Origin of the sequence: Bradyrhizobium sp. HKCCYLS1011, assembly GCF_051167795.1 — a bacterium.
Taxonomy (GTDB): domain Bacteria; phylum Pseudomonadota; class Alphaproteobacteria; order Rhizobiales; family Xanthobacteraceae; genus Bradyrhizobium.
Genome location: NZ_JBNPTT010000002.1, coordinates 48,195 through 72,547 on the forward strand (window position 1 = coordinate 48,195; position 24,353 = coordinate 72,547).

The 24,353-nt window shown below is 63.9% G+C and carries 16 protein-coding genes; 3 read left to right on the forward strand and 13 right to left on the reverse strand.

What is annotated here, in order from left to right; translation table 11 throughout:
* Positions 1-75 precede the first annotated feature (75 nt).
* Together ACQR1W_RS04880 and ACQR1W_RS04885 are read right to left on the reverse strand one after the other, a co-directional pair.
* Positions 76-2,346: a multicopper oxidase family protein gene (locus ACQR1W_RS04880; RefSeq protein WP_434849764.1), complete on the reverse strand. Its 2,271-nt coding sequence runs from the start codon at positions 2,344-2,346 to the stop codon at positions 76-78.
* Positions 2,347-2,550: 204 nt separating this feature from the next.
* Positions 2,551-4,224, reverse strand: coding sequence for a methyl-accepting chemotaxis protein (locus tag ACQR1W_RS04885; RefSeq protein ID WP_434849765.1), 1,674 nt, complete (start codon positions 4,222-4,224; stop codon positions 2,551-2,553).
* A 414-nt stretch (positions 4,225-4,638) separates the two neighbouring features.
* Here ACQR1W_RS04885 and ACQR1W_RS04890 point away from each other — a divergent pair, with 414 nt between their 5' ends.
* Complete coding sequence (locus ACQR1W_RS04890; protein ID WP_434849766.1) at positions 4,639-5,274, forward strand: Crp/Fnr family transcriptional regulator; 636 nt, start codon at positions 4,639-4,641, stop codon at positions 5,272-5,274.
* Here ACQR1W_RS04890 and radC read toward each other — a convergent pair.
* The 5 genes from radC to ACQR1W_RS04915 all read right to left on the reverse strand — a co-directional run bounded on the left by radC (position 5,271) and on the right by ACQR1W_RS04915 (position 10,852).
* Positions 5,271-5,990 carry a RadC family protein gene (radC, locus tag ACQR1W_RS04895; RefSeq protein WP_434849767.1) on the reverse strand — a complete coding sequence of 240 codons (720 nt, stop codon included), beginning with the start codon at positions 5,988-5,990 and terminating at the stop codon, positions 5,271-5,273. The two genes, ACQR1W_RS04890 and radC, sit on opposite strands and share 4 nt — an antisense overlap.
* 107 nt (positions 5,991-6,097) lie before the next feature.
* A complete protein-coding gene (locus ACQR1W_RS04900; protein WP_434849768.1) occupies positions 6,098-7,282 on the reverse strand; it encodes a glycosyltransferase in 1,185 nt (394 codons plus the stop codon).
* 420 nt (positions 7,283-7,702) lie between these two features.
* Complete coding sequence (locus tag ACQR1W_RS04905; RefSeq protein ID WP_434849769.1) at positions 7,703-8,512, reverse strand: intradiol ring-cleavage dioxygenase; 810 nt, start codon at positions 8,510-8,512, stop codon at positions 7,703-7,705.
* A 90-nt stretch (positions 8,513-8,602) separates the two neighbouring features.
* On the reverse strand, positions 8,603-9,427 hold the full coding sequence (map, locus tag ACQR1W_RS04910) for a type I methionyl aminopeptidase (protein ID WP_008969366.1): 825 nt from the start codon (positions 9,425-9,427) through the stop codon (positions 8,603-8,605).
* A gap of 105 nt (positions 9,428-9,532) precedes the next feature.
* On the reverse strand, positions 9,533-10,852 hold the full coding sequence (locus ACQR1W_RS04915) for a mechanosensitive ion channel family protein (RefSeq protein WP_008969365.1): 1,320 nt from the start codon (positions 10,850-10,852) through the stop codon (positions 9,533-9,535).
* Between the two features lie 216 nt (positions 10,853-11,068).
* On the opposite strand from ACQR1W_RS04915, the gene ACQR1W_RS04920 reads away from it, so the two are divergent.
* Positions 11,069-12,862 (forward strand): potassium/proton antiporter, encoded by a 1,794-nt coding sequence (locus ACQR1W_RS04920; RefSeq protein WP_434849770.1) that lies wholly within the window; start codon positions 11,069-11,071, stop codon positions 12,860-12,862.
* A gap of 132 nt (positions 12,863-12,994) precedes the next feature.
* Here the strand turns inward: ACQR1W_RS04920 and ACQR1W_RS04925 are convergent, their stop codons facing one another.
* Both ACQR1W_RS04925 and mepA read right to left on the reverse strand, forming a co-directional pair.
* Positions 12,995-13,513 (reverse strand): hypothetical protein, encoded by a 519-nt coding sequence (locus ACQR1W_RS04925; protein ID WP_434849771.1) that lies wholly within the window; start codon positions 13,511-13,513, stop codon positions 12,995-12,997.
* A gap of 107 nt (positions 13,514-13,620) precedes the next feature.
* Positions 13,621-14,616, reverse strand: coding sequence for a penicillin-insensitive murein endopeptidase (mepA, locus tag ACQR1W_RS04930; protein WP_434849772.1), 996 nt, complete (start codon positions 14,614-14,616; stop codon positions 13,621-13,623).
* Positions 14,617-15,137: 521 nt separating this feature from the next.
* Between mepA and ACQR1W_RS04935 the strand changes: the two genes are divergently transcribed.
* Positions 15,138-17,321 (forward strand): EAL domain-containing protein, encoded by a 2,184-nt coding sequence (locus tag ACQR1W_RS04935; protein ID WP_434849773.1) that lies wholly within the window; start codon positions 15,138-15,140, stop codon positions 17,319-17,321.
* Positions 17,322-17,333: 12 nt separating this feature from the next.
* Here the strand turns inward: ACQR1W_RS04935 and ACQR1W_RS04940 are convergent, their stop codons facing one another.
* The 4 genes from ACQR1W_RS04940 to ACQR1W_RS04955 all read right to left on the reverse strand — a co-directional run bounded on the left by ACQR1W_RS04940 (position 17,334) and on the right by ACQR1W_RS04955 (position 24,348).
* Positions 17,334-17,729 carry a DUF1801 domain-containing protein gene (locus ACQR1W_RS04940; protein WP_434849774.1) on the reverse strand — a complete coding sequence of 132 codons (396 nt, stop codon included), beginning with the start codon at positions 17,727-17,729 and terminating at the stop codon, positions 17,334-17,336.
* 187 nt (positions 17,730-17,916) lie between these two features.
* Positions 17,917-19,884: a methyl-accepting chemotaxis protein gene (locus ACQR1W_RS04945; protein WP_434849775.1), complete on the reverse strand. Its 1,968-nt coding sequence runs from the start codon at positions 19,882-19,884 to the stop codon at positions 17,917-17,919.
* Positions 19,885-20,023: 139 nt separating this feature from the next.
* The gene (locus ACQR1W_RS04950) at positions 20,024-21,991 is read right to left on the reverse strand and encodes a methyl-accepting chemotaxis protein (RefSeq protein WP_434849776.1); all 1,968 of its coding nucleotides are present in this window, start codon (positions 21,989-21,991) and stop codon (positions 20,024-20,026) included.
* Between the two features lie 95 nt (positions 21,992-22,086).
* Positions 22,087-24,348: a tetratricopeptide repeat protein gene (locus ACQR1W_RS04955; RefSeq protein ID WP_434850425.1), complete on the reverse strand. Its 2,262-nt coding sequence runs from the start codon at positions 24,346-24,348 to the stop codon at positions 22,087-22,089.
* Between the last annotated feature and the right edge of the window lie 5 nt (positions 24,349-24,353).

Consider the following 24,353-nt stretch of genomic DNA (forward strand, 5'->3'; position numbering starts at 1 on the left):
CCACGGAAGCTAGGTTGCGGCAGGAGCGTGCCTGGTTCAAATCGCTCGCGCTGACTCCGTCTTCGGCCGCGCGCTTCAGTGCGATGGCGGCACGACGCTGATCTTGGCCATCATGCCCCCATCCTCATGCTCGAGAATGTGGCAGTGGAAGACGAAGTCGCCAGCCTCTTTGAAGGTGATCTCGACGATCACGCGGCTCGGCCGGCAGCTGCCCTCCTTCCAGGCCTTGACGGTGCCGTCGCAGCCGGCGCCGCTCGGCAGCGGGACATTGTCGTGCAGGACCGCCGGCCCGGCAGATGGGGACGCGCCAGAGTTTGCGGGCTGATCAGTCTGGCCCGGCGGCTGCGTTGCGATCACGGCGAAGCGGCTCTGGTGGACGTGGAAATTATGATCCTCGCCGGCGATATTGATGAGCTCCCAACGCTCGGTCACGCCCTTGCCGTGGTCTCCCAGCGGCAGGCACACGGTCGGAGGCGCGGCGTGATCGAACACCTTGATCTTGAGATCGTCGGCCGGCGGCGCCAACGGCTGATCTTTCGCGGCCTCGCGATAGCCCAATCCAAAGGACGCGCTGTTCGGATCTTCGTTCGGGAGCCCGAACACCACTTGCCGCACCCGATCGGCTGCAAGGGCCGAACATGGTCCATATTTTCGGGGCATGCTGAGTTCGGCCAGGCGTGCTGCGAACGCCGCCTTCTGTGACGTGCCGCCGGGTGGCTCAGCCAGATGTGAAATCGGCATCGGCTCCTCGATCCCGCTGACGCGGGTCTTCGCGGTCTGTCCCAACGCGCCTGCGGGGGCAAACATCGTCTTTGCCTGTCCCTCGATCCCGAGATAGGGCGAGGGGCTTTTGCTGGCCATGGCCGGCGCAAAATCAACATGGGCGAGCTCGACACCGGGCCAGGTGTCGCCCTTGTCGCCGGTATTGAAGTTGAATGTCCGCAAGGCCGCGCTGGCTGTCCCGGTGCCGATACCCGTGCTCTTGCGCGAGACCCACACATCGACCCGCGAGCTCGGCATCATTCGGATCCGATCGGCACACACCGGCTTGCTCTGCGTGCCGACCGTCGGCGTCTCAGCCGACGTGCTGCATTCGGCGATCCTCAGCTTGCCGGCAAACAGCGACTGCAGCCGCGCGGCCGGCATCTGCGGGCTGATATCGGTGCTGACGCCGTCGATCGACAGGATCTGAAACTGAAGGTCGCGACTGCTGGCGTCATCCTGCAATCCAAGCAGATAGGTTGCGCTGCCCGATGTATTTGCGATCCGCCAGATCTCGCCGGACGGGTCGACCGACAGCGTGGGATCGATGGCACCGTTGATCGTGAAGAACCATTTGCCGCCGCTATAATCGGTCGGCTGCTGGGCGCCACTGCAGAAGCCCTTGCCGAGCACCGCGGTGGACTGCGGATCGAGGCTGCCACAGAACTGCGTGTCTTCCTGCAGCTTCAACGTGCCGTCGGCGCGGAGCTGGGTATCCTTGAACACCAGATGGCGAACCTTCACCTTGTCCGCGTCGCAGGGCTTGGCGCCGCAGCGATATTGCGAGATATCGCCGACCGTGATGATGCCGGCAAGGCCGGCTGTGATCTGGTTGAGCGCCAGTCCATGGGCATGCGGATGAAACCAGAACAAGCCCTCGGGATGGTTGATGAGGTCGATGTCGTAATTGATCACGCCGTCCGGGGTGATGTCGAATTGGCTGGCATGGTCGCCGCCATGATGCATTGACGCGTCTGATGCGGCCGCCCTGTGGGCGAGTTCGCGCGGCGGGTGATTGGCCGGATTGATTCCGAGCACGAAGATATAATCGCCGTAGCTGTCACCCGGATCGTCAGCCCGACGTGGCTCGACGATGAGCCCATGGGTATGCAGATTGGTCGGATTGTATTGCAACAAAGTCTCGCCGTTCTCACCGACATGCTTGAACTCGCCGGGAGGCACGTTGTTCGTGACCGCCGGCAAGCAATTCACGAAGCGGATTTTCAGCCGCTGCGTTCGCGCAAGCTGCAACCGGACACCGCCGTAAGGACTGACCGCAGCATCGGCGGCAGTCGGGCACGTCGTTCGATTGTCACTGGTGACGTTCGGACCGGGGCACCGCCGAGCATTTTTCCCGGCGTCCTTTTGCAGGCACGCTTCGTAGACCCAGCCGACCGGAGAACCCGGCAACTCCTTCAACTGCTGCTCGCGCGCAACCAGCAGGATCTCGAGCGGCCCCTTCTTGGCCGCAAGGACGGGCGGTGCAGGTAGCTCGCCGGCGAGCAGCGGCCCCGCAAATACTGACAGGCTGGATAAGATCAGGGCCGAGAAAGCGAAAGCGTCAAATGAAGCGCTGCGGCGCATGGCAAATACCTCGTCTTCGGGCGCGCACGTCAATCCACGGGGCGCGTCGCCGCCGGACAAAATTCATAAATACATCTTCAAATTGTATAGCGGCGATGCGCGCCGCTGACAACTGACCTGTCGGACCGGGCGCGGATTGGAGTCGTTCTGCAATTGCGAGTTGATCGCGATGACGGCCCGTGCAATGCGGCCTGCGACGGATCGTCAACCGGCTGCGATCTTGGCAGCCTCCGCCGCAGCGCGTTGCATGCTGGTGGACATCTCGCTGGTGACCGTACTCTGTTCTTCCACCGCAGCGGCGGTCGAGGTGACGTACTCGCTCACATGATCGATGGCCTGCTTGATCTCACCGAGAGCGGTGACCACGTCGCCTGATATGACGTTGAGGCTTCCGATCTCCTGGCCGATCTTGTCGGTGGCCTGCTTGGCCTGGTTGGCGAGGCTCTTGACCTCCGAGGCAACCACCGCAAAGCCCCGTCCGGCCTCGCCCGCACGGGCCGACTCGATCGTGGCGTTGAGCGCAAGCAGGTTGATCTGGCCGGTGATGTTGTTGATGAGGTCGACGATGCCGCTCATCGCCTGAGCGGCTTCGGAAAGCCGTTGTGCCCGCGCATCTGCCGAGGCGACGCGTTCGACGGCCCCGGAGGCCGTCTCCCGTGACTTGGTCATGGCTTCGGAGATTTCCCGCACGGACGTGTTGAGCTCCTCGGCGCCGGCCGCAACCGAATCCATCATGCTGCGGACGCGTTCGTTGCCCATCCGGACCAGAACCTGCCTGGTGACATCGGTGGCATATTTCACGACCTTGAACGGCTTGCCGTTCAGATCGAGAATAGGATTGTAGGAGGCCTGGATGTAGACCTCCTTGCCGCCCTTTCCGATCCGTTTGTATTCGGCCGCCTGATATTCCCCGCGATCGAGCCGGGCCCAGAACTCGCGATAGGCCGAGCCGTCGCGCTCCGCCGGCTCGACAAACATGCTGTGATGCTTGCCCTGAATCTCATTCAGGGCGTAGCCCAGCGTGTTCAGGAAGTTTGCGTTCGCCGTGATGATCGTTCCGTCCATGTTGAACTCGATCACGGCCTGCGACTTGCCGATGGCATCGATCTGGCCCGCGAGATCGGCGTTCTTCAGCTTTTGCGCGGTGACGTCGGTGGCGAACTTCACCACGGCGAACGGCTTGCCCTTCTCGTCCAGGACCGGATTGTAGGAGGCGAGAATCCAGACCTCCTTGCCGCCCTTGCCGATCCGTTTGTACTCGGCAGTCTGATATTCCCCGCGATTCAACGCGGCCCAGAATTCCCGGTACGCGGCGCTGCTGCGTTCGGAGGGGTCGACGAACATGACGTGATGCTTGCCTACAATTTCGTGCAAGGCGTAGCCCATCGTGTTCAGGAAATTGTCGTTCGCCGTGACGATCGTGCCGTCCATGTTGAATTCGATCACCGCTTGCGAACGGTCGATCGCGGCGATCTTTCCCGTGTCCTTTAGATTCTGCAGCTTCTTCGCGCTTATATCCGTGGCGAGCTTGACCACCTTGAACGGCTTGCCGCTGCTGTCCAGCACTGGATTGTAAGAGGCCTCGATCCAGACTTCTCTGCCGTCTTTGCCGAGTCGGCGGAACTCGCCAGCGCGAAACTCACCCCGATTCAAGGACGCCCAGAGCGCGCGATACTCGGGCGTATCGCGGTCGTCGACGGGCACAAACATGGAATGGTGCTTGCCCTTTACGTCCTCCAAGCGGTACCCGAATGCATCAAGGAAGTTCTTGTTGGCGGCTATGATCATACCGCTCAAATCAAACTCGATCACGGCCTGCGAACGACCGATTGCCGACAACTGAGCTTCGGCCTCTCCCTTTGGCTTCAAGGCAAACATCAAGAATGTCCTCCAGACTGCAGTCGGACTGACCCTGACTGTGTCGACACGTGGTGCGATCGTGCTTTTGAACCCGCCGGCGTCTCGCGCCAATCAAGCCACGGAGCGACTGCTGTTCATGAAGTGCAGATGCCTTGCCGCGAAGAATCTCTGGCAATTGACTTAAACTGTTGGCGTCATATGTAACGGAGCGTTCTTAACGTTTCGCAGGGTGACGTTGATAATTGTTATCGAAATCCATTGGGCTTAGATTGATGGCGTGTCGATCGTCATACGAAGCGGCACGCTCATGGAACCGTATGAGTGGTGACCGCACGATCACATAAAATGCTGTCGCCGAGATGCGTCGGCTGTCCTTGTAACGACGTTGGATTTTGCGGAGCTCTCTTTTCCACTTGTAGTAACCAAGGCGACTTGAGCGCACTTGGTCAGATCTTCTTCACAGTCGCTGCTGGACGCGAAATCCGGCCCCGCAGCAAATCAGGAGACGAATTGCTCGTGCTCTGTAGCGGATGGGCATTCCGCCACGTCCAGCTCTCAAACGGTGGCAGACAGATCCTCAAGTTTCTGTTCCCCGGCGACGTCGTTTTCAGCGAGACTTTGCTTTCGCAGGCGGAGGCGTCCCACCCGAGCTACTCCGCGAAGGCCTTGACAGACATCCAGCTGTGCAGCTTCTCGGCAGGAGAACTGCGCGAAAAATGCCGTTCTTATGAGATCGCGGCGCAGACGCTGCTCCAAATGCTTACGGAGGATGTCCGCACCGCCTACGAGCTTGTAACCGTCCTTGGTCAGCATGCCGCGGAGGGGCGCATCGCGCATCTGCTGCTCAGCCTAATGCGACGGGTGAGTCAGCAGGCTCTGGCCGTCGACCGACGATATCCATTTCCGCTGCGGCAGCAGCATGTAGCGGACGCGGTGGGGCTTACGCCCGTTCATGTCAGTCGGGTGCTGACCTCGTTTCGCGATCGAGGCCTGCTCACGCTCAGCGATGGCATGCTCGTCTTCCATGACCTCGCACAGCTCGACCGGATCGCGTCGTTGCAATCCTAGATCAGCTGCAAGCCTTTCAGACTCGCGTGTCCGTTTTTGCCGACGATGATGTGGTCGTGCACGGTGATCCCGAGCGGCTTGGCAATGTCGACGATCGCCTTGGTCATACGGATGTCGGCCTGCGACGGGCTCGGATCGCCGCTGGGATGGTTGTGCACCAGGATGATTGCGGTCGCGGAAAGTTCGAGCGCGCGCTTGATGACCTCACGTGGATAGACAGGGGTATGATCGACCGTGCCCGTCTGCTGCACCTCGTCGGCGATCAGCTGGTTGCGCTTGTCGAGAAACAAGAGCCGGAACTGCTCCTTCTCCGCAAAGGCCATGCTGGTGCGGCAATAGGTGATGACGTCCTGCCATGATGACAGCGCGTGACGCTGCTTCAGCTCGCCCTTGGCGATCCGGCTTGCAGCGGCCGCGATCAGCTTGAGCTGGGTGACCACGGCGTCGCCGACGCCGTCGACCTCGCGGAGCAGCAGTTCGGGTGCGTGGATCACCTCGGCGAACGAGCCGAACTTCTTCAACAGCGCTTTTGCAAGCGGCTTCATGTCGCGCCGCGGCTGCGCCGCGAACAGGATCATCTCGAGCAGCTCATAGTCGCTCAGTGCGTCGGGACCCGCGGCATGGAAGCGCTCGCGCAGCCGCTGCCGGTGGCCGTGATAGTGCGGCGGCTCCTGCGCCGCCGGCGGCGTCTTGGGCTGGGTGCTTTTGTCATCCATGGCCCAAATGTGCCGTGATCACCGGTTTTTGCAACCGGGAAGTGTTGGTCATGGCGGGCAGGTGGCGCGCTTGCCCTCGGCCGATCCCGCCAAGCCAATTTCGTTCGCTAGAACGCGACGCGACGGCTCTCGCCGCGTCTGGTGCGGGCTGCTGCCGATCGCTGCCCCGCCTGCGCTTGCACGACCGCCATCATCTCCTGCACCAGTCGGCCGTCATCGATGTCGGCCTTGATGGCGTTGCCCAGCTGGGTTGCGGCTGCGCGGAAGTGCGGCTCCTCGATCAGGCGGCTGACCGCGGTGGCAATCTCCGCCGCCGAGGCGGTCGGCGGCAGCCGAAGACCGGCGCCATTGGCTTCGATACGGGCGGCATTGCCGCCCTGGTCGCGGCCCATCGGGAGCACCAGCAGCGGCCGCCCATTGATCAGGGCGCGGTTGACGGTGCCATGTCCACCTTGAGTGATCACAGCCGAGACCTCGGGCATGACGGCGTTGTGAGGAGCGCTGCGCAACAGATGCACATTGTCCGGAGCGCTGAGCGTGTGGACCGCCAGATTGGGGCCGGCGGTGGCGACAACCTCAATGTCGAGCGCGCTCACCGCGTCGAGGACGCGTTGAACCAGTTCGCCCTGACCCTGTGCGCCGGTGCTGCACGCCACCAACACCCGCGGTCGCTCAGATCGCCATGGTGCCTGCCACGGCTCGGACCAGCTCGGCTGGTCGAGCAGCGGCCCGATATAGCGAACATTGTCCGGCAGCCAATCGGCTTTGAAATCGAAGGCCTCGCTCACGCCCATCAACACCCGCGCGGGCCGGTCGAAGATGTCCAGCACATGCGACACGCCGGGCACGCCGAGCCTGGCGCAGGCTGCGTTCAGCTCCGGCAGGAAGCCGTTCATGAAGTTCGCGAATTGCTCATTGGCCGCCTGGACCTCGGCCCGCTGTGCGGCCGTTCTCGGCGCCTGAAGGCCGCTGGTGGCGGTCGGCACGCCTGCCAGGGGGCGAATGCTGATGTGAGGCGACAGCATCGCGACCGGGACGCCGGCTGCATCGGCGCCGATCACTGCACCGAACAGAACGTCGAGGCAGAGCACGGCGTCGGTCGCAGATCTGCTGAGTTCGTCTCTGACGTCGGCGGCATAGGCGGCGGCGGGATTGAACAGCGCGCGGCGAAGCCAATCCGCCATGTCGCTGAAATCGGTGGGATCGGCCGCAAGCCCGGTGGGCCCTCGACGCCAAGTCACGAAATCAAAACCGGCGGCCACGACCTCGTCGCGCATCGCGGGATCGGCCATGACCCTTACATCATGACCGTGCTGGCGGAGCTGACGGCCGGCGGTAAGCAGCGGATTCAGGTTGCCTGAAGTTCCCCAGGATATGAGCAGGAAATTGTACGGCACGATGGATCGGCTCCGTGATTGCCAGGCGGATGATCCCGTGCAACGTGCTGCGCCCGAAACGCAGAACGCACGTGGCCCGAGTGCCACGAAGCTCGGCAATTCGGGCTACCGAAGAATTTCGATCGGGGGGCGGATAGCTACTGCTGTAACCGGCGACGGGCAGAATGTGGCGCTCCAACGACCCGCGGGGCAACTACACAATTGCCGCCGGCTGGCGAGTCGAGGCGTCACTCTGTCACGTGAGCGGCATCGCAATGTGAACTGACAGAGGAATCTGTCTTCCGACGTCCGGGCGCGCCGAGGCCGAATTGTGCGTCAGAATGGGCTGCGCTTCAATCCTGGCACCAGGGCGGCCAGCCGATCCTTGATCCACGGCGCGCGCGATGGCGGGCCGCTCGGCATGATCTCGGCGTTTGGCTTGCCATTGCGGTCGACGGCGAGCGTCAGCATCGCGACATAGCGGTCACGCTCTTCTTTCACTGCGCAGTAGGCGCGGTGGTCCGGATCAGCCTCCGTCGCCACGCGGTCATTGACGTTGATCACCAGCCGCTGTTTCGGCCGTCCGGTGTAGTCGGGGACATTGTTGTAGATGAATTCGTTCAATGCTTCCGGAAAGAACGTCTGTCCGGTCAACACCGTCCTGTCCTCGAGAAACACCTTGAAGTGGACATGGGTGGCGCGGCCGGCATACCAGCCGGGATAGATCGTGTTGAATGCAGCCCAGCCGGATTGATCGGCGCGCTGAGTGCCGCGCAGAAATGTCTTGCCGGTCTGGTCGATATTGTGGCCGTCGCCCTGGTCGCGAAAGGCCGAATAAAGTCCCCGCGCGTCGCAGTGCCAGATGTCGACCCGCGCGCCGGCGATCGGCGTGCAGGCGCCGGCCTCGATCACGCGCAACCGAAACGACAGCGGCACCCCGGGCCGACCTTCGGTAATATCGGCGCGCACCAGCTTGGGATCGAGATAATAGGGGCCCTCTTCCGATTGCGGGGTCAGGATGCAGGCGTCGCCGGCGCCCGGCTCGGCCATAGCCGGCGCATCGGCGCGCCCGGGGGCGGACGGCAGCAGGCTCGCTGCCCCGGCAGAGGCGAGGCCGAGAAATCTCCGGCGTGTTGCGTCGTTCAAGCGTGCCTCCCTCGGCAATGGAGCTTCAACACTCCAGCAGCGCGGAATGGCAACAATCGGACCGGCGGTTTGACGAATCCGTGTGGCCGGTCAGACCTGGACCAACGGCTTCTCGCCATGGCGCTCGGACAGCGTGAAGATCTCGACGCCGTCATTGGTCACGCCAACCGAGTGCTCGAATTGCGCCGAGAGCGAGCGGTCGCGGGTCACTGCGGTCCAGCCGTCCGAGAGGATCTTCACATGCGGCTTGCCGAGATTGATCATCGGCTCGATCGTGAAGAACATGCCGGGCTTGAGCAACACGCCTTCGCCGGGCCGGCCGACATGGATGATGTTCGGCTCATCGTGGAACAGCCGGCCGAGACCGTGGCCGCAGAAATCGCGCACCACGCTCATGCCCTGCGGCTCGACAAAGCTCTGGATCGCATGCCCGATGTCGCCGGTGGTGGCACCGGGGCGGACCGCGGCGATACCGCGCATCATCGATTCATAGGTGACCTCGATCAGCCGCTCCGCTTTGCGCGAGATGGCGCCGATCGCATACATGCGGCTCGAGTCGCCATACCAGCCGTCGACGATGAAGGTGACGTCGATATTGATGATGTCGCCTTCCTTCATCGGGCGGTCGCCGGGCATGCCATGGCAGACCACATGGTTGATCGAGGTGCAGGTGGAATAGCGGTAGCCGCGATACATCAGCGTGGCGGGATAGGCGCCATGGCTGAAGGCGAAGTCGCGGACGAATTCGTCGATGCGCGAGGTCGGGATGCCCGGCTTGACGATGTCGGTGAGCTCATCGAGGCATTTGGACACCAGCCGGCCGGCCTTGCGCATCCCGGCAAAACCGGCAGCGCCGTGCAGCTTGATCTGGCCGGTCTTACGCAATGCGGTATCGGTCGCTTCGATGTAGCTCATGGGCGCGGTTTGTTCCTCGGGACATCACAGGTTTAAGGGCCTAATTTAATGATCGTGGCGTCCCGTGCAAGCGTGCTTGCGACGGTCGTGATGGTCGGGACCGGGTCAGCCGGTCGGCACTTCTACGGTGGTTTCCACCGGGAGCGCGCCGCCGCGAACGCGGATCTCGCGGACTGGGTATGGCACGCGGATGCCCTCGCGCTTGAAGGCATCCCAGAGCGACAGCATGATCTCGCTCTTGACGCTGTCCATGTCGCCGGGATCGGAAATCCAGGCGGTCAGCGAGAATTTCATGCCGGCTTCGGTGAATTCAGTGAGCAGGCAGTTCGGCGATTTCGACTTCAGGGTGCGCTGCGTGCTCGCGGCGATCTGGACCGCGAGCTTGCAGACCAGCCGGGGATCGGCGTCGTAATTGGTGCCGAAATTGACCTTCACCAGCGTGTTCTTGTCGGTATAGGTCCAATTGGTCACCTTCTGGGTCACGAGATCTTCATTGGGGATCAGGAATTCGCGGCCGTCACCTGCAGCCACTGAAATGTAGCGGGTGTTCATGGCGCTGATGCGTCCGGAACTGTCGCCGATGGTGACGAGATCGCCGGGCTTCACCGATTTGTCGGCGAGCAGGATGATGCCGCTGATGAAATTGGCCACGATCTTCTGCAGGCCGAAGCCGATGCCGACGCCGGCCGCACCCGAGAAGATCGCGAGCGCCGACAGGTTGATGCCGACTGCACTGAGCGCGATGGTGATGGCGAGGACCATCAGGCCCATGCGCACCATCTTGATCAGGAGCACCTGGATCGATGGCGTGAGGTCGGTGGAGCGGGTGATCCGGCCTTCGACGAAATTGCTGGCGATGTTGGTCAGCCACAACGCCGCGATCAGGAGAACGCCGAGCTTGATCACCAGCAGCGGCGTCAACCGCAGGCCGCCCAGCACCACCGACACCGAGTCGAGCGCATCGAGCACGGCATCGAGCTGGCCGATGATGCTGAGCGCCGCGACCAGCCAGGCCGAGATCGACACCACGCGCACCAGAAAGGTGTTGCGGATCACCGAGGCGACGAGGCGGATCACCAGCCAGGCCACTGCCAGCTTCAAGGCGATTGCGAGCAGATAGCTGCGGCTCGGCCAGGTCCACAGCACCATCACGGTCCGCGCGATCCGCATCAGGATCACGAAGACGACCGTCGTCACGCTTTCGACGAGAACGCGCAGAAACTGTCGCAGCGGGCCGGGCCAGCGCATCGCCAGCGAGCTCACATCGATGCGGGAGCGGATCGCGGCGCTGGCGACCGAGGCGATTCCGGCGCCGGCCAGCACCAAGCCGAACTGCAGGTAGAACCAGGGCGAGGTGACTTCAGCGCCGACCGAGCGGGCAACCGTCTGGAGCGCAGTCAGAACGTCTTGGAGATCGAAGTCCATCGGAATTCTCAAATTGGAATGGAGCCCGGATCGACCTGATTCGGGAATTCGGTGGATTGGGTCGCGCGCGGACCGGAGGTGCCCGCAATAGCAATATACCCGCGAATGCACGCAAGAGCCGAAAAATGGACATATCGCCGCGATTTGCGCAAATCCGGTTGGCGCGCAAGTATGGCGACGATAAGGATGTAACGATCGGATTCAGTTGCACTTTTGATGTCCTCTCTCGACGCCGTCAGCATTGCCATTCTTCTCGGCGCGGTCCTTGTCATGGCCGGCATCCTGTCGAGCCTGCTTGCGCTGCGGTTCGGCGCGCCGCTGCTTTTGGCCTTTCTGGTCATCGGCATGCTGGCTGGCGATTCCGGCCCTGGGCATATCGAATTCCAGGATGTACGGACCACCTATCTGGTGGGATCGGTCGCGCTCGCGCTGATCCTGTTCGACGGCGGATTGCGGACCCGCTTCCAAAGCATCCGCGCCGTGCTGGCGCCGTCGATGGTGCTGGCGACGGTCGGCGTGCTGCTGACCGCCTTCGTCACCGCGCCGGTCGCGAAATACGCGCTCGACCTCAACTGGACGGAGGCGCTGCTGGTCGGCGCTGTGATCGCATCGACCGATGCGGCGGCCGTGTTTCTGCTGGTGCATGCTCAGGGCCTGCGGCTGCGGCCGCGCGTCGGTGCCACGCTGGAGGCGGAATCCGGCAGCAACGATCCGTTCGCGGTGTTCCTGACACTCACACTGGTGGAACTGATCTCGGTCGGCCACGGCTCGTTCGATCATGCGCTAGTCGAGCTTGCACGGGAGGCGATTCTGGGGGCGGTGTTCGGCGTCGTCGGCGGACGCTGTGTGGTGATTGCGCTGAACAAGGTGGCGCTGCCGCAGGGGCTGCACGCGCCCTTCGTCGCCACGGCTGCGCTGGTCATCTTCGGTGCGGCACAGATTTCCCACGCCTCCGGCTTTCTCGCCGTTTATCTCGCCGGCATCATCATCGGCAACCGGCCGACACGGGCGCACAACACCGTCGTGACGTTCCTCGATGCTGCGACCTGGCTCGCCCAGATCGTCATGTTCGTGCTGCTCGGACTTCTGGTGTCGCCGCAGCGGCTGGTCGACAGCGTCGTGCCTGCGGTGGCGGTCGCGCTGGTGCTGATGTTCGTGGCGCGGCCGCTTGCGGTGTTCGCGTGTCTGGCGCCGTTCCGCTTCAACTGGCGGGAAAAGGTCTTCATCGCCTGGACAGGCCTGCGCGGCGCGGTCGCAATCTTCCTGGCCTCGATCCCGATGCTGGTCGGCCTGTCGAAGGCCTATCTCTATTTCGACGTCGCCTTCGTCGTCGTCATCATCTCGCTGATTGCCCAGGGCTGGACGCTCGGCACGGCGGCGCGCCGGCTGCACGTGGCGCTGCCGCGCACCGATCGCGGCCCCCGCCGCGTCGAGCTCGATCTGCCGGGCCAGCTCGAGCAGCAGCTGGTCGGCTATTCGATCCGGTCAAAGAGCCTATTCTATCGCCGCGGTCTCATTCCGTCCTGGTCGAAGCCGACGCTGGTGATCCGCAATCAACAGATCCTGTCGCCCGCGGAGGCGGAGCCGATCGCGCCCGGCGACTATCTTTATCTGCTGGCGCCGCCGGAGAAGGCCGAGTCGTTGGACCGCTTCTTCGTCGATATGGCGCCGTCCTCCGCGCCGGATCCGCATTTGCTCGGCGATTTCATGGTGTCAGGCGAGCATACGCTCGAAGAGCTCACCGAGATCTACGGCGTCAAGGTGGAAGAGGGCGAGGCCAAGTTGACGCTGGCCGACTATTTCGACGTCCATCTCGACAATGCGCCGAAGGAGGGGGCGACGCTTACGCTCGACACGATCGTGCTGGTGGCGCGCTCGATCTCCGGCGGGCGGGTCAATGTCGTCGGTCTGCGCCTGCCGGAGGAAGAAGAGGTCGCACCAGTACTGACGCGGTCCGAGCAGCTCAAGCGCAAGCTCGCGGATGTCTGGGCTTCGGTGGCGGGAGTCTGAAAGTCCGTCATTGCGGGGAGCCAACGGGTCCGCGCGAAGCGCGATCCGACGACCGGCTCTGCGACAAAGCAATCCAGACTTCCTTGTTGCCCTGGATTGCTTTGCTTTGCTCGCAATGAGGGGCGGCCTATTTCACTCCGCCGGCAGGATCGCGATCGAAATCGCCTGCTCCTTGGTGCCGCTGATCTGGAGCACGAAGGGGTGGGCTGCGAGTTCGTATTTCATGGTCTTGCGGATGCCGTCGCAGTCGGTGGCGCCGCTGAAGGCAATCGGCTTCAGGAGATGGCCGTTCTGCACCACATCGATCCAGCCTCCGGTCGAGAGGCTGATGGTGTAGACGCCGGCCTTCGGTGCGGTCGTGATTTTCGCAAAACCGGCAAAGGTGCCCTCCTTCGGCGCGCGCTCGGGCGGCGAGGGCAGTTTTGCCTCCGCAGGCGTAACCAGGCCAAGCGTCAGACCCGATGTTGGCATGGTGGCCAGCTCGCCTCCCGACACGAGCTTGATTCGGTCGGGCGCCGTGAGCGCGCTGCGTTCGCGATCGATCGGCCATTTGAACTTGTCGCAGCCGCTCGGCTCCTGGGCGAGCGCGGCCAACGGACCGATCAGGACGAAGATGAGCGTGAGGGAGGCACGTGAAGGCAGTGAGACCATGACAACACCAAGCAACCCGCCGCGCGGCAGGCGAGGGCTTTCGATTGAGAACAGCGGGCGGGACTGTCATCCCGGGTGATGGAAGCGCTTACGGCGCGCCGATGAGACTAGCGGATTTTGCCGGACGAGGTGATCCCAATCCTGTTAGCGAGTCCGGCATCGATCTTTGCGTCCGGTGCAAGCAACACGGCGCGACACTCCGACGGCAATTGCGCCATCGTGATCGGCGGCACCGGCTTGGGCGGCTCCTTCGGCGGCGGATGCAGCACGGAGTCCTGAAACCAGTAGGACAGATCGGCGTGGCTGCACCCGTCGCCGCCCTCCTGGTCGCGCTGGCCATGGCACTCCGCATCACCCTCCGGACAGGTCATCCGGATATGGAAATGATAGTCGTGGCCCCACCAGGGGCGCACCTTGGTGAGCCAGCTGCGGTCGCCCTTGGCCTGTCGGCACAGCGCCTTCTTGATCGCGGCATTGACGAAGATGCGCTGCACTGCCGGTTCTTTGGCTGCGTCGCGGATCACGGCAAGATGTCCGGGCGTGAACACGCGCGGATCGACGTCCAGCCGGTCCTCGCGCACCATCATGACAGCCGACATCTCCTCGCGCTCGTTGCGCGACAGCCGGTGATCGGGCATCGGAGTCAGCCAGATGTCGGCATCCAGCCCGATCTGATGGCTGGCATGGCCGCTCAGGGCTGGCCCGCCGCGCGGCTGGCCGATGTCGCCGACCAGAATGCCGGGCCAGCCGGCGTCCTTGTGCGCTTTGGCCGCCAGCCGCTTCAATAGCGCAATCAGTTGCGGGTGCCCCCAGTTGCGATTGCGCGATAGCCGCATGACCTGCCATGTGTCGCCGTTGATCGGCATCGGCTCGGCTCCGGCAATACAGCCCCGGTTGTAAGTGCCGATCACCTTGGTCGGCAGCGCCGCAGGCAGCAGTTTGCGCGCGAACAGTTCCTTCGCAGGCGTGTCGGGATCGTCCGGTTGCGCCAGCGGTGGCAGCGGCGGCGGATCGATGCTGCCCTTGTCCTGCGCCAGCACAGGCGACGCATTCAGGGCGCTGATGACGAGGAAAAGCGCGATCAGAGGAGGGCGAGCTTGCATCGGGTCACTCTATCTCCTGTAAGATAACACGGGCTGCAACCCTCGCCCAAGCGAACCCAGCGTCTTGTCGGCTACGTCACCGGACTCGCGTTTCTGACGACAATTGGTGAACGCGCTCGATCGGGCGGCAGGCGAGCCATTTCGCATCCATCGCAAAAGCTGCGGCCCTCGATTTAAGCGCCTGGCAACCTTAAACCAGGAATAAGCCCATTTTCTTGCATGTGCCGGGAATACGCGTAACGGCTGTGGCAGAGGTCGTGTTCATCCGCCTCGCTACACGGCATACGGGATTTTTGCCACCCGGCGTTTCATTATGCAATTTTTAGATGTGATTTATCGCGGTTGCACCTGATTCGTGCCGCGCGCTCACATCCCTCCGAAGTAACGCCCATAGGTTGCGCACCACCTCAGTCCGCGGATCAAGATACCATTTTTTCAGAGACTTGGCCGACAAATCGCGGTCGAGACAGGTAAGTGAGGCGTCAATGCGGCCCGTTCGGCCAAGCAAGCGAAAGAAACTGATGCGCGTGCCCAAGGTTCGCGCAGCGTTCCGTCCCACAAAGCCTCGTCCTCGGCTGCCAGCGTCCCAGACCTCGCTCCCGTCCAATGCCGATGAGATCACCCGCACCCGGGCCGAGGCCGCGACGGCCATAGCCGAGGCACAGAAGGCACACGAGCGCTTGGTGGAGGCGATCGACATTCTGCCTCAGGGCATCGTCTTCCTGGATTCAGAAGGACGCTACATCCTCTGGAACAAGAAATACGCCGAGATCTACAATCGCAGTTCCGACCAGTTTGTGCCGGGGGCGCGCCTGCAGGATACGATCCGGATCGGCGTCGCGCGCGGTGACTATCCCGAAGCGATCGGGCGGGAGGAGGAATGGATCGCCGAGCGACTCGCCAAGCTCTTCCATCCGAGCGGATCTCATGAGCAGAAGCTGTCAGACGGCCGCGTCATCCTGATCGAGGAGCGTCTCACCGACGATGGCGGCCTCATCGGGCTGCGCGTCGACATCACCGCACGAAAGCAGCGCGAGGAATCCTTTCGCCTCTTGTTCGACAGCAATCCGGTGCCGATGATCGTCTGTGCGCTGGACGACGGAAAGATCCTTGGGGTCAACGATGCGGCCGCCGGGCACTATGGCTACAGCCGGGCCGAGTTCAAGCAACTCAGCATCCGCAGCCTGCAGGCGTTCGACAGCGATCCGCCCTGGGCCGACGAGCGCGAGAGCGAGGAGCAGGCGGCCCGGACCTGGAAGCACGTTCGCGCCGATGGCACCCTGATCGATCTCGCCATCTATTCGCGTCACCTCGCCTATGAAGAGAAACCCGCGGTGCTGCTGGCGCTGATGGACATCACCGAACGCAAACGTGCGGAGGCGCGGCTGGCGTTCCTGGCCCAGCACGACGCACTGACCGGCCTGCCCAATCGCAACCTGCTGCGCCAGCAGATGGACGAGATGCTGGTGCACATGCGGCGCGGTTCCGACAAGATGGCGGTGCTGGTGCTCGGGCTCGACAATTTCAAATCGATCAACGACGCACTCGGCCATGGTGTCGGCGACAAGCTTCTGCGCGGCGTGGCCAAACGGTTGCGCTCGGTCCTGCGCGAGGAGGACATCGTGGCGCGTCTGGATTCCGACGAGTTCGCGGTGGTCCAGGGCGGTCTGGCACGACCGGAGGATGCGGCGCAGCTGTGCCGGCGGCTGTTGCAGGCGATCGCCGATACCTATCTGCTCGATAGTCATTCCATCGTCATCGGCGCGACCGTCGGCATCGCCATGGCGCCGATCGACGGCGACGATGCCGAGAAGCTGTTGAAGAATGCCGATATGGCGCTGTCCCGCGCCAAGACCGAGACGCGCGGCACGTTCAGCTTTTTCGAGGCGGGGATGGATGCGCGTGCCCAGAGCCGGCGCAGGATGGAAATCGAGCTGCGTGAGGCGATCCGGCGCGAAGCGCTGCAACCATACTATCAGCCGCTGATCGACCTCTCGACCGGGCGCATCACCGGCTTTGAAGCGCTGGCGCGCTGGCCGCATCCGGAGCGCGGCATGATCCCGCCCTCAGAATTCATCCCGATCGCCGAGGAGACCGGGCTGATCTCCGCGCTCGGGCGGCTGATGCTGCGCCAGGCCTGTCACGATGCGGCGGCTTGGCCCGACGACGTCCGAGTCGCGGTCAATCTGTCACCGCTGCAGTTCCGGGTCAGCAACGTGCTGTCGCAGGTCATGGACGTGCTGAAGCAGTCCGGCCTGCCGCCGACCCGGCTCGAGCTCGAGATCACCGAAACCCTGGTGCTGGAAAAAAGCGGCCAGGTGCTCGCGACCTTGCATGCGCTACGCGCGCTCGGGGTCCGCATCTCGATGGATGATTTCGGCACCGGCTATTCCAGCTTGAGCTATCTGCGCAGCTTTCCGTTCGACAAGATCAAGATCGATCAGTCCTTCATCCGCGATCTTGCGGCCAACCGCGAGGCGCAGGCGATCGTTCGTTCCATCGTCAGCCTCGGCAGGGGTCTTGGCGTCATCATCACGGCGGAGGGCGTGGAAACCGAGGCCGAGCTGCGATGCCTGCGCGGAGAGGGTTGCCACGAAGGGCAGGGTTATCTGTTCAGCCGGCCGCGGCCCAACGCCGAGATCGTTGCGCTGCTGAATGCGCAATGCGGTGCGGATGCGGCCGATCGCGGTGCGCGCGTGGCGTGACGGGATGATCAGTCAAAGCTGCGCCTTGCGCTTGGTGTGATGATAGGTGAGCGCCAGAGCGATGCAGTTCCGCAGCGCCTGCTCCGGCAGATCGTCGGACGCATCGAGCACGATGCATCGCTTGCCGCCATAGGTCAGCTCCGGGTAGAGCTCGCGAAAGATCGCGATGAGATCGGTCTGGCAGTGGACATAGAGCGCGTAGCGGTCGGGCTCCGACTTGATCCGGTCGATCCGGATGGTGCTGCCGCTGCCGCTCTCGGTCGTCAGGTAGCTCGGTTGCCCCCATTTGAGGGTTTCTTCAAGCGCACCGACGCCGGGCGTCGTCCTCGCCGTATCGAGGATCAATCGCCGCAGTGCCTCAAGCCGCCGGCGCAGCGGCGGCGGATAGGTCGCGAAGATCGCTGCCACGGCAGGTGGTGCAGCCGAAAACGCGGGCGGTCGAGGCCGCCTGGTGCGATGAGCTGCTACCGCCATAGCCGCCTCCGAATGTCAGCGGTGGCAGACTAATGCAGGATCGTGACTGCGGCCAGGCTCGCGAGCCGACGCGAGCAGGGGCAAATCGTGGCGGGCTTCACTATCAGCCATTCCCAAAACCTCAGGCTGCCTTCCGCAAGCCCTCCAGGAACGAATCGACGCTCTTGAACAGATCATTGGCGTGCCGGCCGAGATCGCGTGCGGCCACCGCCACGCTTTCGGCGAGCTGTCGCGATTGCTGGGCGGCATTGCTGGCGCCAGTCACGTTCTGCGAGACCTCGTTGGTGCCCGCTGCGGCCTGCTGCACGCTGCGGGCGATCTCGCGGGTGGCGGAGCCTTGCTCCTCGACGGCGGAGGCAATCGCGGCGGCGATGCCGCTGATCTCCTGGATCGTGCCGCTGATGCCGCCGATCGCGGTGACGCAATCGGAGGTCGCCGCCTGGATCGAGGTGACCTGGCCCGCGATCTCCTCGGTGGCCTTGGCGGTCTGGCCGGCCAATTCCTTCACCTCGGCAGCGACCACGGCAAAGCCGCGCCCCGCTTCGCCGGCGCGCGCAGCCTCGATCGTCGCATTGAGCGCGAGCAGGTTGGTTTGGCTGGCGATCGCGTCGATCAGGCGCAGCACGTCGCCGATCTTCTCCGCGGCCGAGGCCAGGCTGCCGACCATCTCGGTGGTCTGCTTGGCTTTGACGACGGCAGAGCCGGCGACATTGCTCGAATGCGCCACCTGGCGGCCGATCTCGGTCACCGAGGAAGCGAGCTCCTCGGAGGCCGCCGCCACGGTCGAGACGCCGCTGGAGGCCTCTTCTGACGCCGCCGCCGCCGCCGCTGCGCGCTGGGAGGTCCCGTTGACGCTAGCCGTGATCTCGCCAACCACGCGCTCCATCTCGCCGGTCGCCTTGGCCACGGCGGCGACCACGCCCTTCACGTCGGCCTCGAATCGGTCGGCCATTTGGCGCTGCAGTGCCTGCTTCTCCTGCTCGGCCTTGACCTGCGCCGCTTCCTGGGCCTCGCGGAGCGATTGCGTCTCGATCATGTTGCGACGGAACACATCGACCGCCTGGGCCATGGTGCCGAGCTCGTCCTTGCGGTCACCGCCCGGGATAGCCACGCTGACATCGCCGCTCGAGAGCCGGTGCATGACGGCGGTGATCGACACCAGCGGACGCGAAATGCCGCGTGCGACAAACAGCGCGATCAGCACGGCGACCACCAGGATTGCCACCGCTCCCAGGATCAACTCGCGCTGCGCGCCTGCCGCGGCGGCCTCATAATCGGTGGTGTCCTTGATGACTTCGAGGACAGCAACCGGCTCGCCCACATAGTTCTTGATCTGGCCGACATAGACTGCGGCCGGCCGCCCGCCGAGCGTCGCGCTTCGCTGCAAAGCAGCGCCGTTGAACACGGCGTTCAATTCATCCTGACTGGTCACGACTTCATCGCCGAAGGTCGAAGACAGCCGTTTGAACTGACCATTGTCGCGCCAATACACCGCGAGATCGATGCCGAAGCGCTGCTTGGCGCGGTCGACGAATTCCTTGCCGAAGGCGGCGCCGACATCGGCGGTGGCGATGATCTTGCCGTCGCGCATGATCGGCGTCATGCCGAAGATCCCGAGCGACAGTCGGCTCTGCTCGACACCGGCGATCTGCCGGCCGGTCTGGTTGGCCTGAACCACGGTGATGCGCCGCTTGGACGTATCGTCGCCGAATATTTTCGGCTCGTGGACACGATAAAAATTGGTCGCCGGCGGTGTCCACACATTAACCAGCGGCATGCCCAGCGCCTTCAGCGATGTCATCGCGCCGCCCAGCAAAGTCCCCAATGCGTCTCGGTCACCCTTGACGAAGGCGTCAGCCACCGGCGGCAGTCCGGCGATGGTCGCGCTGACCGCAAGCGCCGCGCGCGCTTCATAATCGACGCCGGCGATCACGCTGTCGAATTGCAGCTTGAGCTGCTGCTCCAGGGCGAGCCGCGTCAATGCGCGCTGCTGCAGGACCGAGAACGTCCCGAGGATGGCGCAGGCGATGGCGACGGTGAGAGAAAGCGCGAGAATGAGACGGGCAGAAATCGACCGAAGTCTGAACATGGGACATTCCTTAGTGCGGTAGGAAGGTCCCAAACATTCATTAACGAACGGCTACCGTAAATTTACGGGAACCTGCTCCGCCACCTCCATTCCATTTGCGCCCGTCGCCCGGAACCGGCAGTGCTGGCCGCTCGACCTGTCAGGCAGCTTCGCGCAGCCGTGCGACGAAACTGTCGACGCTTCTGAACAGCTCGGTCGCGTGCGTGCCGAGCTCTCCGGCGGCAGCCGATACGGTGTTTGCCAGCTTGCGCGATTGTTCGGCGGCCTGGCTTGCGCCGGTCACGTTCTGCGAAACCTCGCTGGTACCCGCGGCAGCCTGCTGGACGCTGCGCGCGATCTCGCGTGTCGCCGAGTTCTGCTGCTCGACCGCGGCCGCGATCGTGGTTGCGACGGCAGAGATCTCGCGAATCGTCTGGCTGATGCCCTCGATCGCCTTGACGCAGTCGCCGGTCGCAGCCTGGATCGAACTGACCTGGCCCGCGATCTCTTCGGTGGCCTTTGCGGTCTGCCCGGCCAGCTCCTTGACCTCCGCCGCCACCACCGCGAAGCCTCGCCCGGCCTCGCCGGCGCGCGCGGCTTCGATCGTGGCATTGAGCGCCAGGAGGTTGGTCTGGCTCGCGATCGCATCGATCAGGCGGAGCACGTCGTCGATCTTCTCCGCGGCGGCCGCGAGGCTGCCGACCATCTCGGTGGTCTGCCGGGCCTTGAGCACGGCCGCATCCGCGACCTGCGACGAGTGGCTGACCTGGCGGCCGATCTCGGTCACCGAGGAAGCAAGTTCTTCCGTGGCGGCCGCGACCGTTGAGACGCTGGCGGAAGCCCCCTCGGATGCCGCTGCGGCGGCCGCAGCCTGGCCGGACGTTCCGCTGATGCTGGTCGCGATTTCGCCAGCCACACGCTCCATGTCCTTGGTGGCCTTGGCGACGGCTGCAACCACGCCCTTTACCTCGGCCTCGAAACGGTCGGCCATCTGCCGCTGCAGGGTCTGCTTCTCCTGCTCGGCCTTGTGCTGAGCTGCCTCCTGAGCGTCGCGCAGCGCCACCGTCTCGATCATGTTGTGGCGGAACACGTCGACCGCCTGCGCCATGGTCCCGAGTTCGTCCTTGCGATCGCCGCCCGGAATCGTGACGCCGGTGTCGCCGCTCGACAGCCGGTGCATGACCGCAGTGATCGCAATCAGGGGGCGGGAGATCCCGCGGCCAATCAGGAACGCGATCACGACGGCGAGTGCCAGGATCACCACCGTGCCAAGCAGGAGGGCGCGTTGTGCGCTGCTCGCGGCCGCTTCGTACTCGGTCGTGTCCTTGATCAGCTCGAGCACGCCGACCGGTTCACCGGCATAGTTCCTGATCGGGCCGACATAGAGCGCCGCCGGATGACCGCCCAGCACGGCCTCGCGGTGCAGCGGCTTGCCGCCGATGGCGTCCTTCATTTCCTCGGCGCTCGCGATTATCTGCTCGCCGAACGTCGCGGATAAGCGTTTGAAGGCAGTGCCGTCGAAGGAGTGCACGGCGAGATCGATGCCGAAGCGCGCTTTGGCGCGGTCGACGAATTCCTTGCCGAAGGCGGCGCCGACATCGACATTGGCGAAGTACTTGCCGTCGCGCATGACCGGCGTCATGCCGAAGATGCTCAGCGCTTCGCGTCCCGGCTCGACGCCAACGATCTGCTTGCCGGTCTTGAGGGCTTCGACCACCGTTTTGCGCCGGCCCGAGATGTCGTCGCCGAAGGTTTTGGGCGCATGGATCCGGGCGAATACGAGCGCCGGCGGGGTCTGGAAAGTGATCAGGGGAATGCCCTGGTCATTGAGCGCTTTCTGGGCGCCGACCAAGAGCGCCTGCAGCCCGTCACGGTCGCCCTTGGCGATCGCGTCGGCAACCGGCGGAAGCCCTGCAATGGTCGAGGAGACCGCGAGCGCGGCGCGCCCCTCATAGTCGATCGCGGCGATGATGCTGTCATATTGCAGCTTGAGCTGCTGCTCGAGGGCCAATTTGGTCAATGAACGCTGCTGCAGAACGGAAAAGGTCCCGAGCACCGCGCAGGCGGAGGCGACCGTGAGTGCGATGGCCAGGATCAAACGTGCCGAAATCGACCGAAGCTGAATCATCACACAATCCGAAATGGTGGTGAAAAAAGCATTTTCGAGAAAATTGCAGAAAAGTCTTTATCGATGGTTCTCGATCTTTCGAAACTTACTGAAATTCAGCTCTCGGCGTTTGGCGTGGTCGCCAGGCGCTGGAGCTCTGTGGTGACGCGCGGCAGGACGTCGTCCCAGATCAGCGGCCGCTTCTGTCGGAACAGCCGCAGGCTAGGGTACCAGGGGCTATCCTCGCGGTCGCGCAGCCAGCGCCAATCCTGCGCATAGGGCAAGAGCACCCAGGCCAGTCGGCCCATGGCGCCCGCCAGATGTGCTAGCGACGTATCGACGGAGATCACGAGGTCGAGCGTGGCCACGGCGGCAGCCGTGTCGGAAAAGTCGTTGAGCCCCGGCGCGAGATCGATGACGGCGGACCCGAGCGTAGCCAGAACCGGCAGATCCGCAGAGCGCGGCTCCTTCTGCAAACTGTAGAGCTGCACGCCCGGCATCACCAGACGCGGCAGCAGCGCCTGTGCGGCAAGCGAACGGTAACGGTCGCTCTTGTGCACGGTGCTTCCGGCCCAGACCACACCGACCTTCAGGCCGGCGACGTCACCGACGGCGCGCCGCAACGTCTCCACCTTGTCTGGGTCAGCCTTCAGATACGGGATATCAGCCGGGATGGAGTCGAGCGTGGTGCGGAACACGTGGGCCAGATCCATCAGCGCCACCTGAAGATCGACCGGCGGCAACGGTGCGCCTTGCGCAACGACCATGACGCCTGGCAACGCGCGGAGCAGTGGCACCAGCGGCGGCTGAACCTGCAGCACGACCGCTCCGCCCTTTGCGGCAACCATCGGCAGATAGCGGATGAATTGCAGGGTGTCTCCGAGTCCCTGTTCCGCGAAGATCAGCAGCGTTCGGCCGGCGAATGGCTCGCCCTGCCATTCCGGCCCCGTGACCGCGACGGAATGTTCGGCGCATCTGCTCCGCCACCGATAGTCCGCGAAGCCGTTCTGGAGGTCGCCGCACAACAGCAGCAGATGTGAATGATTGTAGCGGACCAGCGGGTGCTCCGGTCCGAGCGCGACGGCGTGACGCGAGGTCGCGAGCGCCGCGTCGATGTCTCCCTTGCTGTGCAGCAGTCCGGCCAGATTGGTGTGAAGAATCGGGTTCTCCGGCGCGAGTGCGATGGCATGATGCGACGCGGCGAGCGCGCCATCGAGGTCACCCCTGCTGTGAAGGAGGCCGGCGAGGTTGGCGTGGACGAGCGGGTGCTCCGGCGCGCGCGAGACTGCGTGACGGGCAGCTGTCAGTGCCTCATCGAGCTCGCCCTTCTGATGCAGCGCCACCGCGAGGTTGGCATAGCCGTCGGCATCGTCAGGATCGGCGGCGATCGCGTGCCGATGGAAGGCAATCGCAGCCTCGATCTTGTCCTGACGTTTGAGCACGATGCCGAGATTGTTGTGCGCCTTGGCGTAGCCAGGGTTGATCTGCAGCGCGCGTTCGGCGGACGCGCGTGCCTCATCGAGTTGCCCGAGCTCGGTCAGGCAGACGCAAAGATGGTTGTGGATCTCCGCGTCGGTGAAATTGAGGGCGGCGCATCGCCGATAGATATCAACCGCGTCCTTCGTGCGGCCCGCCTCGTGCAAGAGCAGGCCCAGCTTTCGCAGCGTCGCTGCATCCTCCGGCGCGAGCTCGGTCACCTTGCGATAGTGGCCGATCGCATCGTCCCGCCTGCCGCAACGATGGAGGCAAGCGGCCATCGCGACATGGAGGCTCGGCTCATTCGGGTTGGCGCTCAGACCTTCATGGTAGATTGCGATCGCTGCATCCATGTCGTGACGGTCGGCAAGCAGATTGCCGAGTCTGAGCCAGGCGGCCTTGTGGGCTGGATCGCGCGCAACCACGGTCCGATAGGCTTGCTCTGCCTCGGCGAGACGGCCATCAGCAGCAAGACAGAGGGCAAGGTTGAAGCGCATCTGCACCTGGGCGGGATCGCGCGCGAGCGCAGCTAGATAGGTCGCAGCCGCGTCGGCGAATCGCGCCGCGTCGACCAGGGCAGCACCAAGTTTGGCTTGAAGCGCAACATCCAGCGGGCGGAGCATGACAGCGCGTCGGAACGCCGCCACCGCGCCATCGCGCTGACCCTGCACCGCAAGCGCATCGCCCAGCGTCACCAGTGCGGGCACATGGTCTGGATCGAGGCTGAACACGCGTCCAAGCAGGTCCGTCCCCTGGGCGATGCGTCCCGCGGACAATGCGAGAACCGCGGCCAGATGGAGCGCGGGAAGATAGTTTGGCCTCAGCTCCAGGATTTCGCCGCACAGCGTGTCGGCCGAATCAGACCGGCCGGAATTGTAATGTTGGGCTGCCTCGCGCAGCATCAGAT